At 71.6% G+C, this 12931-nt stretch carries 13 protein-coding genes and 1 pseudogene; 7 read left to right on the top strand and 7 right to left on the bottom strand.

The window, feature by feature from the left end; translation table 11 throughout:
• Window positions 1–246 precede the first annotated feature (246 nt).
• Window positions 247–543, bottom strand: a complete 297-nt coding sequence (locus ACIP94_RS33210; RefSeq protein WP_003986294.1) for a type II toxin-antitoxin system VapB family antitoxin — start codon at window positions 541–543, stop codon at window positions 247–249.
• Between the two features lie 105 nt (window positions 544–648).
• Between ACIP94_RS33210 and ACIP94_RS33205 the strand changes: the two genes are divergently transcribed.
• On the top strand, window positions 649–1389 hold the full coding sequence (locus ACIP94_RS33205) for a helicase HerA-like domain-containing protein (RefSeq protein ID WP_402434069.1): 741 nt from the start codon (window positions 649–651) through the stop codon (window positions 1387–1389).
• Window positions 1390–1460: 71 nt separating this feature from the next.
• On the opposite strand, the gene ACIP94_RS33200 is transcribed toward ACIP94_RS33205, so the two are convergent.
• The 5 genes from ACIP94_RS33200 to ACIP94_RS33180 all read right to left on the bottom strand — a co-directional run bounded on the left by ACIP94_RS33200 (window position 1461) and on the right by ACIP94_RS33180 (window position 3779).
• Entirely contained in the window at window positions 1461–1607 is a 147-nt protein-coding gene (locus ACIP94_RS33200; RefSeq protein ID WP_402434066.1) for a hypothetical protein, read from the bottom strand.
• Between the two features lie 65 nt (window positions 1608–1672).
• On the bottom strand, window positions 1673–2011 hold the full coding sequence (locus tag ACIP94_RS33195; protein ID WP_402434063.1) for a hypothetical protein: 339 nt from the start codon (window positions 2009–2011) through the stop codon (window positions 1673–1675).
• A 93-nt stretch (window positions 2012–2104) separates the two neighbouring features.
• The gene (locus ACIP94_RS33190) at window positions 2105–2782 is read right to left on the bottom strand and encodes an HdeD family acid-resistance protein (RefSeq protein WP_402434060.1); all 678 of its coding nucleotides are present in this window, start codon (window positions 2780–2782) and stop codon (window positions 2105–2107) included.
• A gap of 97 nt (window positions 2783–2879) precedes the next feature.
• Complete coding sequence (locus tag ACIP94_RS33185) at window positions 2880–3476, bottom strand: HhH-GPD-type base excision DNA repair protein (protein ID WP_402434058.1); 597 nt, start codon at window positions 3474–3476, stop codon at window positions 2880–2882.
• 60 nt (window positions 3477–3536) lie between these two features.
• On the bottom strand, window positions 3537–3779 hold the full coding sequence (locus ACIP94_RS33180; protein ID WP_402434055.1) for a hypothetical protein: 243 nt from the start codon (window positions 3777–3779) through the stop codon (window positions 3537–3539).
• A gap of 54 nt (window positions 3780–3833) precedes the next feature.
• Here ACIP94_RS33180 and ACIP94_RS33175 point away from each other — a divergent pair, with 54 nt between their 5' ends.
• The 6 genes and pseudogenes from ACIP94_RS33175 (at window position 3834) to ACIP94_RS33150 (ending at window position 10119) form a co-directional block, all read left to right on the top strand.
• Window positions 3834–4313 carry a cupin domain-containing protein gene (locus tag ACIP94_RS33175; RefSeq protein WP_402434052.1) on the top strand — a complete coding sequence of 160 codons (480 nt, stop codon included), beginning with the start codon at window positions 3834–3836 and terminating at the stop codon, window positions 4311–4313.
• Window positions 4314–4342: 29 nt separating this feature from the next.
• Window positions 4343–4474 (top strand): annotated as a pseudogene (locus tag ACIP94_RS33170) (SDR family oxidoreductase); the annotation flags it as partial.
• 125 nt (window positions 4475–4599) lie between these two features.
• Window positions 4600–6588: a copper resistance protein CopC gene (locus tag ACIP94_RS33165; RefSeq protein WP_402434049.1), complete on the top strand. Its 1989-nt coding sequence runs from the start codon at window positions 4600–4602 to the stop codon at window positions 6586–6588.
• 350 nt (window positions 6589–6938) lie between these two features.
• Entirely contained in the window at window positions 6939–8252 is a 1314-nt protein-coding gene (locus tag ACIP94_RS33160) for an ABC transporter substrate-binding protein (protein ID WP_402434046.1), read from the top strand.
• Complete coding sequence (locus ACIP94_RS33155) at window positions 8249–9226, top strand: carbohydrate ABC transporter permease (RefSeq protein WP_402434043.1); 978 nt, start codon at window positions 8249–8251, stop codon at window positions 9224–9226. The genes ACIP94_RS33160 and ACIP94_RS33155 overlap by 4 nt, the downstream gene beginning before the upstream one ends.
• Window positions 9223–10119 (top strand): carbohydrate ABC transporter permease, encoded by an 897-nt coding sequence (locus ACIP94_RS33150; protein ID WP_402434040.1) that lies wholly within the window; start codon window positions 9223–9225, stop codon window positions 10117–10119. The genes ACIP94_RS33155 and ACIP94_RS33150 overlap by 4 nt, the downstream gene beginning before the upstream one ends.
• 91 nt (window positions 10120–10210) lie before the next feature.
• On the opposite strand, the gene ACIP94_RS33145 is transcribed toward ACIP94_RS33150, so the two are convergent.
• On the bottom strand, window positions 10211–12919 hold the full coding sequence (locus tag ACIP94_RS33145) for a SpoIIE family protein phosphatase (protein WP_402434037.1): 2709 nt from the start codon (window positions 12917–12919) through the stop codon (window positions 10211–10213).
• Window positions 12920–12931: the final 12 nt, after the last annotated feature.

Here is a 12931-nt window from a genome sequence, read left to right as displayed (position 1 = left end):
GGGCACGGGAATGGCCACGCAGCGGGCGCGCACAGGGAAGCGGCGCGGGCGGGCGCGGGAATGGCCACGCAGCGGGCGCGCACAGGGAAGCGGCGCCGGCGGGCGCGGGAATGGCCACGCACGCGGGCGGCGCCGGGAGCCTCCGCGGAAGAGGGCGCGCCACATCGAGCGGAGTGCACCGGTGAAGCGGAGCCCGCGGGGAAAGGTGGACGTACGCCCGGAGGAAGGGACGGACAACGCCTGGGATCAGCCGAGTTCGAGCACTCTCGCGTGCAGGACCTGCCGCTGCTGCAGCGCCGCGCGCACCGCGCGGTGGAGGCCGTCCTCCAGGTACAGGTCGCCCTGCCACTTCACGACATGCGCGAAGAGATCGCCGTAGAAGGTCGAGTCCTCGGCGAGGAGGGTCTCCAGGTCGAGCTGCTGCTTGGTCGTCACGAGCTGATCGAGGCGGACCGGGCGCGGCGCGACGTCCGCCCACTGCCGGGTGCTCTCCCGGCCGTGGTCGGGGTACGGCCGGCCGTTTCCGATGCGCTTGAAGATCACACGGAAAGCCTACCGGGCCAGACGTTCCGGGCGCAGCCATGGCGACGGAGTGCTACGCCGGAAAAGACGCAGTAAACGGGTGCAAAACGGAACGGGTGCTTCGTGATGGGCGACAGCCGGCCGGTGGCCGGGGCCACCGCGCCCGGGACCCCGGGAAGCGCTCCCACACTGCCTCGGCAGGCCCTGGAGATCGCCTCCGGGTACGCGTTCGCGGGCCCGGCCCTCGACCTGGGCGCCCTGGTGTGGGACGGGCGCTGTCTGCCCGACGCGCGGATCCGTGTCCCGCTGTCGGTGCTCAACCGGCACGGCCTGGTCGCGGGCGCCACCGGCACCGGCAAGACGAGGACGCTCCAGCTGATCGCCGAGCAACTGTCGGCGCAGGGAGTGCCGGTGCTCCTGGCGGACGTCAAGGGGGATCTCTCCGGTGTCTCGGCACCGGGGCAGAACGACGAGCGGGTGCGCTCACGGGCGGCCGAGACCGGGCAGAGCTGGACGCCCACCGCCTTCCCGGCCGCGTTCTACGCACTGGGCGGCCTCGGCCGGGGCATGGGGCCGGTGGACGCGGAGACACTGGAGCGGGCGGTCACGTCGTCGCCGCTGTACGGGCGTTATGCGCAGGCGGTCGACCGCGAGTCGGCGTACGAGATGCTCGCGGCGCGGGAGGCGGCGGGCCGGCCGGTGCAGGACACCGCCGGGGGCAGGCGGGGGGCCGGTCGGGAGGAGCCGTCCCTGGTCGAACAGGTCGTCGCCAGTGGGGCCTTCAGGTCCCTGGCCCGCTCCCTGGGCACCCAGCTCGGCCGGGGGATCACCCGCTCGCTCTTCGGAACGGCGCGCCGCAGACGCTAGGAAGGCCGCGTCACAGGTGTGTGAGCCGGGAGGAAGAGGGGCGGCCGCCCGGTGCGGGCGGCCGCTGTCTGCTACTCGTGGTCGCTTTCCCGGGCGACGGCCGGCGGGGGCTCCTCCCCGGCGTCGGGTTCGGGGTCGGGTTTCGGTCGCTGCGTGGCGCTGCGGACGGCCTCGGCCCGCAGCAGGGCGAGCAGGGCGGCGTACGGATCTCTGGGCATGACTGTGTCCTCGCGTTGCTGAGGGCGGTTGCCGACGGCGGATGGCGGTGCGGAGGCCGGACCGGTCAGCAGCGCAGGACGACGGTGCGCAGGGCGCACAGGACGGGAAAGAACGGTTCGCGTACGGGCGCGGGGGCGGGGCCCCGCTGCGCGGACGGTCCGGTCCCCCGGCGTGCCGGCCGCAGCGGTACGGGGGCACGGGGTCCCTGGGGGTTCGCAGGCCGCAACGCCGCGACGAGCACCTCGTGCTCCGCGTCGCAGGCCTGGGACGCGTACAGCGCGTCGGAATCGGCCGTCACCGCCTCGGCGTGCGCACCCGCCGCGAGCAGCGCGATGAGCACCAGGAGCACCCGCAGCCAGTCATACCGACGGGCGGTGCGAGGGGGGCGTGGGGTGGTGCTCACAGGGGTCATCTGCCCGCCGACACGGCACCGTTCATCGCATCAGGCGTGAGAATCGCCCGCTCGAGTGATGCGTGCGGTGCTTGGTTGACGCGTTCACACGGTGTGCGGGATCCGCTCGGCGCGGCCGCGGATCCGGAACGCCGTGATCAGTTCGACGATCCCGACCACGACCAGCCACCAGCCGGTGACCAGCGCGAGGACGGCGATCGAACGGAACGGCGAGATGATCAGCACGATCCCGGCGACGAAGGTGACGATCCCGAGGGTGATCTGCCAGCCGCGTGCGGGCACCGCCGGGTCGTGGGCGGCCGCCACGGTCTGGGAGATCCCGCGGAACAGCCAGCCGATGCCGATCCACAGCGCGAGCAGCAGGATCGACTCCAGGGGGCCCCGGAAGCAGAACAGCCCCAGCAGGATCGACAGGGCGCCGCTGAGGAACGCGAGGACCCGCAGCGAGGTGGCCCGGTGCGTGCCGAAGGCGGACGCCACCTGGAGCACGCCGCTGACGATGAGGTAGAGCCCGAAGAGGACTCCGGCGGCGAGCAGGGAGGGGCCGGGCCAGACCAGGATCAGGATTCCGAGGATCAGGGACGCGACCCCGGTGGCCAGGACGACCTGCCAGGCGGTACGGGAGAGCAGGTGCAGGAGCCCCTCGACAGGGGGCTCCAGGCCGTCCGACGGCGGTCTCGGCGCGTGCGGGTCGCGTGAGGCGTGGACGCGGCGGTCGTCGTACTCGGATCCCCACGGGGAACCGCTCGGTGCGTCGGTCATGATCCATGCTTGGACCGGCCCTCCGGGCCCCGCAACCCGGACGGTCCGATCGGCGGACACCGAGGGGCGCGGCGACCGGGCCGCCCCGCCCCGGACACTAGGTCGTCTTCGCCGCCTGGGCCGCCTTCGCCGCCGCCTTCATCTCCTGCTTGTGCGCCCGGACCTTGGCCAGCGACTCGGGACCGGTGATGTCGGCGACCGACCGGAAGGCCTCCGTCTCGCCGTACGGCCCCGCGGCCTCGCGCCAGCCCTGGGGCCGCACACCCAGCTGCTTGCCGAGCAGGGCGAGGAAGATCTGTGCCTTCTGCTTGCCGAACCCCGGCAGCTCCTGGAGCCGCTTCAGCAGCTCCCGTCCGCTGCCGGCGTCCCGCCAGAGGGCCTCCGCGTCGCCGTCGTAGTGCTCGACGAGGTAGCGGCACAGCTGCTGGACGCGCCCTGCCATCGAGCCCGGGTAGCGGTGCACCGCGGGCTTCTCGGACAGCAGCGCGGCGAACGCCTCCGGGTCGTACGCCGCGATCTCGTGCGCGTCGAGATCGCCGGCGCCGAGCCGCTGCGCGATGGTCCACGGTCCCTTGAACGCCCACTCCATCGGGATCTGCTGGTCCAGCAGCATCCCGGTCAGCGCGGCGAGCGGACTGCGCCCGAGGAGCGCGTCGGCCTCGGGGTCCTGGGCGAGGTGCAGCGTGACATCCATGTCCCGATGATCGCCCCGCCGGGCGCCCTCCGCACCCTTCGCCTACGATTCGCTCGCCACTCAGGCAGCCTTACCTGAACTGAGTCGCCCCATGTCGATCACGATGGGGTGCAGGGTGACCACCGGGACCCACCGCGACGCCTGGGGCATCCGGTCGCCCGCTTCCCGCGCCAGGGCTTCGTCCCCGGCCCGGCCGTCGTCCTGCCCGAGGTCGGCCTCCCGGATGTGTGGCTGCCCGAGAAACGCGCCCGGTTGGCGTTCCCCGACCGCGAGACGGCCTTCGGCCACCAGCGTCCCACGCACCGGACGCCGCTCCTTGACGGGCGAACGTTGCCTGCCGGGCACTAGCCTGCTCCCGTGACCCCCGACGACCTCGTCGCGCACTACGGCCTGGAACCGCTCCCGCGTGAGGGCGGGCGTTTCCGGCAGACCTGGTCGGGGCCGCAGCGGCCCGACGGACGCCCGGAGGGCACCGCGATCGTCGCGCTGCTGACCGCCGCACCGGACGACTACTCGGCGCTGCACCGCCTCCCGGCGGACGAGGTCTGGCACCACTACCTCGGCGACCCGCTGCGACTGCTGCTCCTCGCCCCGGACGGCGGTGTCCGCACCGCCGTCCTCGGGCCGGACGTCCTTCGCGGCCAGCACGTCCAGCTCACGGTGCCCGCCGGCACCTGGATGGGCGGGCGGGTCGCCGAGGGCGGGGCGTGGACACTCTTCGGGTGCACGATGGCACCGGGGTTCACGGACGAGGGCTACGAGCACGGCGACGCGGCCGTGCTGAGCGCCCGTTACCCGGCCGCGGCGGACCGGATCGCGGGGCTGTGCCGGCCGTGAAGGGGCTGCCGGCCGGACAGGTGGCCCTGGTGCCCGGCCGGTTGGGGCGCCCGGAGGACATCGGTGACGCCTGTGTGTTCCCGGCCTCCCCGCTCGCGTCCTGGATCACCGGCCACGACCTGGTGGTGGACGGCGGGGTGTCTGCCCGCCCCACCTGGTGACGCGGCCCCCGGTCATGATGGCGTAACCCGCGTAGGGACGTGTGGCGTTGCCCCGGTGCTGAGTAGCGGGCGGGCCGCATCCGTACGTAACGGGACCCGGGAACGGCGGATACGGGAGAGATGACGTGGGCGCAGCACGCGTGAGCGGGAGGAGTCCGGGGGCGGACAGGCGGCTTCGGCACCTGGCCTTCCTGCTGGTCGTCGTCCCCCTCATCCTCCTCGCGGGAACCGGTTCCGCGTCCGCGCACGCCGCGCTGAAGGGCACCGATCCGGCGGACGGCAGTGTGCTGAAGTCGCCACCGAGGGCGGTCACCCTGACTTTCAGCGAGTCGGTCGGCCTGCTCGACAACTCCATCCGCGTCCTGGACCCGGGCAACCGCCGGGTGCACACGGGCAGGCCCGAGCACGCGGACGGCCGTTCCGACACCGCGCGGGTCACGCTCCCGCGCCTTCCCGACGGCACCTACATCGTGGCGTGGCGGGTGGTGTCGGCCGACAGTCACCCGGTGAACGGCGCCCTCACGTTCTCCGTCGGCAAGCCCTCCGCGACGACCGCGGTCGTGCCGCGCGACGAGGCCCAGGACGCCGCCTCCGCCGTGCTCTACGACATCGCCCGGTATGTCGCCTACGGCGGACTGGCCCTGCTGCTCGGCACCACCGTGTTCACGATGGCGACCGGGGTGAAAGGGGCCCGCGGCCTGCTGGTGGGCGGCTGGTGGACGCTGCTGGGCGCCACGTGCGCGCTCCTGCTGCTCAGGGGCCCCTACGAGCGGGGCAGCGGCCCGGCGGCGGTCTTCGACCCCCCGGTTCTGCGGGAGACGGTGACGAGCCGCCCCGGCCTCGCGCTGCTCGCGCGGCTGGTGCTGCTGGGGCTGGCGGCGGTGGTCGCCGGCCGGGCGGGGGCGGTGCCGCGTGGCCGCCTGCGGCTCGCGATCGTGAGCGTGCTGTCGGTCGCCCTGGCCCTCACCTGGGCGGTGTCCGAGCACGCCTCCGCCGGGATCCAGGTGCCCCTGGCCATGACGTCGGCGGTGCTCCATCTGCTGGCGATGGCGGTGTGGCTGGGCGGTCTCGCGGGCCTGCTCACGGCGCTGCACCGGGCGCCCGGGGAGCTGCCGGACCGCGCGGTCGCCCGGTTCTCGCGGCTGGCCTTCACCGCGGTCACCGTTCTGGTCGCCACCGGCGTCTACCAGTCCTGGCGCGGCCTCGGCTCCCTCGACGCGCTCACCTCCACGGTCTACGGCAGGCTGCTGACGGCCAAACTGGTCGCGGTGGTGTTCCTGCTGGTGGCGGCGGCGTACTCGCGCCGCTGGACGGCGCGGCTCGCGGTGCCCGTGGCCGTGGTGCCGGTGTCGGAGCGGACGCGGGAGCCGGTGGCGGCCGGGAGGGGACCGGCACCGGCGGTGCCGCGCGAGTACGGCCACGGGACGGCGGACACAGGTCCGGACCGGCGGCCGGGTGCCGAGTCCGCGGACGGGCACACCGAGGCCGTAGCCGCGGGCCGGGACGGTGACGGGGACGGCGCGGCGGCGGACGGGCACGCGGACGGCGTGCGCACGGACGGGGGTCCGGACCCGGACGCCGTAGGAGGCGGTGGCGAGCCGAGGCGGGGCGGCGCGCCGGACCCCGGGCCCCAGCGGCGCGCGCTGCGCCGCTCGGTGCTGGCGGAGATCACGATCGGGATCGTGGTGCTGGTGCTCACCACGCTGCTCACCGGCACACAGCCGGGCCGCGTGGCGGCGGAGGCGGCGGCCTCGACGGCCGTGGCCGAAGAGCCCCTCGGCTCCACCACGGTGCTCCCCTTCGCCGTGGGCACGCCCGGCGGACACGGCAAGGTGCAGATCGAGCTGACGCCGGGCCGGGCGGGCGAGAACGCCGTCCAGGCGGTCATCTACGGTCCGGACGGCGGTATCGCCATCGTTCCGGAACTGCGCCTGAGCTTCACGTTCAAGGCGCGCAACCTCGGCCCCCTGGACGCGGGGCTCACCGACCGGGGCGGCTACTGGGCCGCGGACACATTCAACCTCCCCCTGCGGGGCGCCTGGACCATGAAGGTGACCATCCGCACCACCGACATCGACCAGGTCACCGTCTCGAAGACGGTGACGATCGGCTAGCAGGATCGGCTAGCACGGACGGCAGAGAGCGGACCATGATGTTCCGTCACCTGTGAAGGTGAGCGGAACTGTTTGGCTTCCCGGGCACCGGCTGTGCGCCTGACCACGGGTGACGGCCCGTCGGACACCGGGCGGCCGCTGCCCCGATACCGGTTCTCCGCAGCCTGATTGTGAGGGGAAGTGATCAAGGTCGTGTCGATTACGTTTCCAAAACGGCCGTGGGGGCCTCTTGACGCATGCCCGGACATGCGAGTGATATGACGCCCACGATGTTCGGTCCAGTTGGTTTCTGATTGATTCTGACCCGCTGACAGGGGCCAGCCATGACCGACCCTGCCCCAGGAGCCGTCATGCAGCACACTCCGTCCGGTCCCTCCCTCCCGAGCCCGAGCCGCCGCTCCCTGCTGCGCGGTATCGGTGGTGCCGCCGTCCTCGCCGGAGCCGGTATACCCCTGCTCAGCGCCTGCGGCGGCAGCGGTACGTCCTCCGACCCGAAGACCGTCACCCTCGGCTCCAACGCGTCGGACGCCGTGCCGAAGAAGGCCTTCACGGAGGTCTACGCGGCCTTCAAGAAGCAGTCCGGCATCACGGTCAACGTGAACACGAAGGACCACAACACCTTCCAGGAGCAGATCAACTCCTACCTCCAGGGCACGCCGGACGACGTGTTCAACTGGTTCGCCGGCTACCGCATGCAGTTCTTCGCCGCCAAGAAGCTCGCCACCCCCATCGACGACGTGTGGCAGAAGATCGGGGACAACTTCCCCGACGCGATGAAGAAGCTCAGCAAGGGCGAGGACGGCAAGTACTACTTCGTGCCGCTGACCACGTACCCGTGGGCGGTCTTCTACCGCAAGAGCGTCTTCCGGCAGCACGGCTACCAGGTCCCCACCACCTGGGACCAGTTCGTGGCCCTGTGCAAGCAGATGAAGAAGGACGGCCTGGTCCCGATCGCGTTCGGCGACAAGGACGCGTGGCCGGCGATGGGCACCTTCGACCAGATCAACTTCCGCCTCAACGGCTATGACTTCCACGTCCGGCTGATGGCGGGCAAGGCGTCCTGGACCGACGCCAAGGTGAAGGCCGTCTTCGACCACTGGACCGAGATCCTGCCCTACCACCAGGACGGCGCCATGGGCCGCACCTGGCAGGACGCCGCGCAGACGCTGGTGGCGAAGAAGGCCGGCATGTACCTCCTGGGCAGCTTTGTGGCACAGCAGTTCACCAACAAGGCCGACCTGGACGACCTCGACTTCTTCGCCTTCCCGGCGATCAACCCCTCCTATGGCCAGGACACCGTCGAGGCGCCCACCGACGGCTTCATGGTCAGCAAGGCCCCGAAGAACCACGCGGGTGTCGTGAAGCTGCTGGAGTACCTGGGCTCCCCGGAGGCCGAGGAGACCTACCTCAAGACCGACCCCAGCGTGGTGGCCGCCTCCTCCAAGGCCGACACCTCCTCGTACAGCGTGCTGCAGAAGAAGGCGTTCGAGATGATCAGCGGCGCCAAGAGCCTCACCCAGTTCATGGACCGCGACAGCCGGCCGGACTTCACCTCCACGGTGATGCAGCCCGCGCTCCAGAAGTTCATCCAGGACCCCAAGGGCGTCGACGCCCAGCTGTCCTCGATCGAGCGCCAGAAGAAGACGATCTTCGCGTCCGCATGACCACCGACACGACCACGAAGACCCCGGAGGCGGCCGCCGGGCCGCCTCCGGGCGCCGCATCCGAGAAGGCGGTCACGCGGGGGCACCGTCGCCTGCTGACCCGCCGTGACCGGTTCACGCTCGCCCTGATGGCGGGCGTGCCCACGGTCCTGCACGTGGCCCTCGTCTGGGTCACCGCCCTCGCCTCCATCGCGCTGGCCTTCACCACCTGGGACGGCATCGGGTTCGACTCGATCAAGTGGGTGGGCCTGGAGAACTTCAGACAACTCTTCTCCGACAACCCGCAGTTCTGGCCCGCCGTCCAGCACAATGTCATCTGGTTCGTGGTGCTGATCCTGCTCCCGACGCCGTTCGGCCTGTTCCTGGCCGTGCAGTTGGACAAGAGGATTCGGTTCAGCAGGGTCTACCAGACCGCGTTCTTCCTGCCGGTCGTCATCTCTATGGCGTGCATCGGTTTCGTCTGGCAGCTCGTCTACAACCCGGACACGGGCCTGATCAACAGCATCATCGGCGCCAACAAGCCCGGCCACTACATCGACTGGATCGGCAACCCCAGCCTCAACCTGTGGGCCGTCCTCATCGCCGCGTCCTGGCGGCACGCCGGCTACATGATGATCCTGTACCTGGCCGGACTGAAGAGCGTGGACCCGTCGCTGCGCGAGGCCGCGGCCCTGGACGGCGCGGGCGAGTGGCAGACGTTCAAGAACGTCATCTTCCCCACGCTGCGCCCCACCAACACGGTCGTGCTGGTCGTCACCGTCATCGAGTCCCTGCGCGCCTTCGACCTGGTCTTCGTCTTCAACAAGGGCGCCCAGGGCACCGAGCTGCTGTCGATCCTCGTGACCAACAACATCATCGGTGAGTCCAGCCGCATCGGCTACGGGTCGGCGATCGCCGTCGTCCTGCTGGTGATCTCGCTCGCCGTGATCATCCCGTATCTGGTCGCCACCTTCCGGAAGGAGCGGCGAGCGTGAGCGCCTCCACCCTGGCGACCGGCGCGCCGACGCGGCGCGCGCCCGTCCGCCCCGCCCGCATCGTGCTGCACGTCTTCCTCGCCTGCACGGCCCTGGCGTGGCTCGCGCCGCTGCTGTGGGCGGTCTTCTCGGCCCTGCGCCCCTACAGCGAGACCAGCGCCAAGGGGTATGTGTCCTGGCCGGACAAGCTGAGCCTGGACAACTTCACGAACGCCTACGAGCAGTCGGGCATGCCGCACTACTTCGGCAACACCCTGCTGATCGCGGTGCCGGCCGTGCTGCTGACGCTGTTCCTGTCGTCGATGGTGGCCTTCTACGTCAGCCGCTTCGACTTCCGCCTCAATCTCGCGCTGCTGCTGGTCTTCACGGCGGGCAACCTGCTCCCGCAGCAGGTCATCATCACCCCGCTGTACCGGATGTACCTGCTCACCGATCTGCCGGGCATCACGGAGAGCGGCAAGCTGTACGACTCGGCGCTCGGCCTGGTCCTCATCCACGTGGCCTTCCAGTCCGGCTTCTGCGCCTTCGTGCTGAGCAACTACATGCGCTCGCTGCCGCACGAGCTGACCGAGGCCGCGCTCGTCGACGGCGCCTCGGTGTGGCGGCTGTACTGGCAGATCACGCTCCCGCTGTGCAAGCCGGCGATGGCGGCCCTGGCGACCCTGCTGTCCATCTGGATCTACAACGACTTCTTCTGGGCCCTCGTCCTGATCTCGACAGGCGAGAAAATGCCGATCACCTCGGCGCTGAACAACCTCTCCGGCCAGTACTTCACGGATCCCAACCTGGTCGCCGCCGGCGCCCTGCTCACCGCTGTCCCGACGCTGATCGTGTACTTCGCGCTGCAGCGCCAGTTCGTGAGCGGCCTGACCCTGGGCGCCAACAAGAGCTGACCCGCCCGGGGAGGTGGCGGTGGTCTGGGGGGCCCGGCACGGCCGAGGCCCCGGCACCCCGGGGTGCCGGGGCCTCGCGGAGCCGCCCGCCTCACAGGGTGGCGTCGCCGAACTGTTCGAGGAGCGCGTCGACCGGTCGCTGGCCGGCACGGGAGGCCGCGCCGCCGTGCAGCGGCTGCTCCGCCCAGATGACCTTGCCACGGGAGGTGTACCGCGTCCCCCACCGCTGGGCGAACTGCGCCACGAGGAACATCCCGCGCCCGCCCTCGTCCGTGGTCGCCGCCCGCCGCAGCCGCGGCGAGGTGCTGCTGCCGTCCGCCACCTCGCAGATCAATGAGCGCCCGTACAGCAGGAGTGCCCTGACCGGCGGCGCACCGTACCGGATGGCGTTGGTGACCAGCTCGCTGAGGATGAGTTCGGTGGTGTACTCGGCCTCCTCCAGCCCCCAGTCCCGCATCCTCTCCCGGCACTGCGCGCGCACGGAGGGCACCACCGCCGGGTCCGAGGGCACGTCCCACTCGGCCACGTGCGAGGGCGGGAACAGCCGGGTACGCGCCACCAGCAGGGCGATGTCGTCGCTGGGGTGTTCCGGTTTCAGCCGGTCGATCATCGCCTGGCAGGCCTCCTCCGGATTGCGCCCACCGGCCCCGTCCAGGGCCCGGCGCAACTCGGCCAGCCCGGTGTCGATGTCACGGCCGCGGCTCTCCACCAGACCGTCGGTGTAGAGCACCAGCTGCGATCCCTCGGCCAGCCGCACCTGTGCGGTCTCGAAGGGGTAGCCGCCCAGACCCAGCGGGGCCGAGGCCGGCACCTCGGGACTGCTGACGACGCCCTCCGGGGAGACCACCAGTGGGCCTGGATGCCCGGCACGGGCCATCGTGCACGCTCCCGTCACCGGGTCGTAGATCGCGTAGAGACAGGTCGCCCCCGTCACCCCCTCCCCCTCGCGCCCTTCTACGGCACCGTTCGGCCGCTCCTCGTTGTCCATGCGCACGACCAGGTCGTCCAGGTTCCCGAGCACCTCGTCCACGGGGAGGTCCAGCGTGGAGAAGTTGTGCACCGCCGTGCGCAGCCGTCCCATCGTCGCCGCCGCGTGCAGCCCGTAGCCGACGACGTCCCCGATCACCAGCGCCACCCGCGCGCACGACAGCGGGATGACGTCGAACCAGTCGCCGCCCACCCCCCGGCCCTCCGCCGGCAGATACCGCCAGGCCACATCGAGTGCGTCCTGTTCCGGCTGGCCGCGCGGCAGCAGGCTGCGCTGGAGCGTCACCGCCATCTTGTGTTCCCGGGTGAACCTGCGGGCGTTGTCGATGGCCACCGCCGCCCGCGCGGCCAGCTCCTCCGCGAAGGACAGGTCCTCCGGCCCGTAGGCCGGGGAGTCCGCCATCCGGTAGAAGTTCGCCACGCCCAGCGGCACCCCCCGGGCCTGGAGCGGCACGGTCACCAGCGAACGCAGGCCGAGTTCCAGTGCCTTCCGGGTGCGCTCCGGATCCTGCGCCTGCCAGCCGGACGCCTTTCGCAGGTCCGGCTCCAGCACCCCCCGTCCCTGCTGCAACGTCTTCATCTGCGGGGCCTGAGGGGGGAACGTGATCAGTTCGCCGACCGGATACGCCGGCAGCGTCCGGGCGTCGCCGCCGATCGCCGCGCGCCGCAGATGCCGCCATCCCTCGGCCGTCGGCTCCCACCCCCGCAGCACCGAGTCCAGCAGGTCCACCGTGGCCGCCTCGGCGAACCGCGGTACCGCCACCTCGGTCAGCTCCTCGGCGGTACGCCCCACATCCAGGGTCGTCCCGATCCGCACACCGGCCTCGTACAGCAGGGTCAGCCGCTCCCGCGCCACCTCGGCCCGGCCCGTGACCGCCGCGAGTTCGGTGGTGTCCCGCAACGTCACCACACTGCCGTCGGCTCCCGTGTCCGGAATCGTGGGCCGCTTGTTCACCGCCAGCAGCCGGTCCCCCACCCGGTACACCTGATCGGTGGCCGTCTCCCGCGACATGAGCAGACGGGTGAGCGGCTCGGGCAGGTCCAGCTCCCGCACGGTGCGCCCCTTCGCGTCCGGCGGCAGGCCCAGCAGCCGCAGTGCCTCGTCGTTGGCCAGCAGCAGCCGCTCGTCGGCATCGGTGATCAGCACGCCTTCCCGCACGGAGTGCAGGACCGCGTCATGGTGCTCGTACAACCGGGCGAGCTCCTCCGGGGCCAGGCCGAGGGTCTGCCGCCGCAGCCGCCGGGCCACCAGTGTGGTCCCGGCCGTGGCCACCACCAACGCGCCCGCGCCGGCTCCCAGGATGATCGACAGCTGCGGCATCCACAGCCGGGACACGTTCTTGACGGTGATCCCGGCCGAGACGAGGCCCACGACCCTCCCGTGCGCGTCGGTCACCGGGACCACCGCCTGCACGGCCGTTCCCCTGCCCGTGGGCAGGGGCGGCCCGCCGACCTGCTCCACGACGGTATGGCCGTGCAGCGCGGGCTCGATGTTCCCGACGAACTTCTTCCCGATCTCCTGCGGGTACGGGTAGGTATAACGGATCCCCTTGGTGCTCAGGGCCACCACGAAGTCCACGCCGGCCCTCTTCCGTGCCTCCTCGGCCCTCGGCTGGAGCACCGCGGTCGGGTCACGGCTCTGGAACGCCTGGGCCACACCGGGCGCGCTCGCGAACGTCTGCGCCGCGACGACCGACTCCCGCTTGCCTTGCTGCAGGGCGTCCCGGGACGACTGCAGCGCCATGACCGCCACCGCGGCCAGGACCAGCAGCACCACGATCACGAACTGGACGAGGAAGACCTGTCCGGCCATGCTGTGCAGGTT

This window comes from Streptomyces sp. NPDC093261, assembly GCF_044753645.1.
GTDB lineage: Bacteria > Actinomycetota > Actinomycetes > Streptomycetales > Streptomycetaceae > Streptomyces.
Note: the sequence above shows the minus strand (reverse complement) of the source record. Positions and strands in the feature narration are given on the sequence as shown.

Coding starts and splice junctions, on each gene's coding strand:
- ACIP94_RS33205 (WP_402434069.1), top strand. CDS start 649: ATGGGCGACAGCCGGCCGGTGGCCGGGGCCACCGCGCCCGGGACCCCG.
- ACIP94_RS33200 (WP_402434066.1), bottom strand. CDS start 1,607: ATGCCCAGAGATCCGTACGCCGCCCTGCTCGCCCTGCTGCGGGCCGAG.
- ACIP94_RS33190 (WP_402434060.1), bottom strand. CDS start 2,782: ATGACCGACGCACCGAGCGGTTCCCCGTGGGGATCCGAGTACGACGAC.
- ACIP94_RS33185 (WP_402434058.1), bottom strand. CDS start 3,476: ATGGATGTCACGCTGCACCTCGCCCAGGACCCCGAGGCCGACGCGCTC.
- ACIP94_RS33160 (WP_402434046.1), top strand. CDS start 6,939: ATGCAGCACACTCCGTCCGGTCCCTCCCTCCCGAGCCCGAGCCGCCGC.
- ACIP94_RS33155 (WP_402434043.1), top strand. CDS start 8,249: ATGACCACCGACACGACCACGAAGACCCCGGAGGCGGCCGCCGGGCCG.
- ACIP94_RS33145 (WP_402434037.1), bottom strand. CDS start 12,919: ATGGCCGGACAGGTCTTCCTCGTCCAGTTCGTGATCGTGGTGCTGCTG.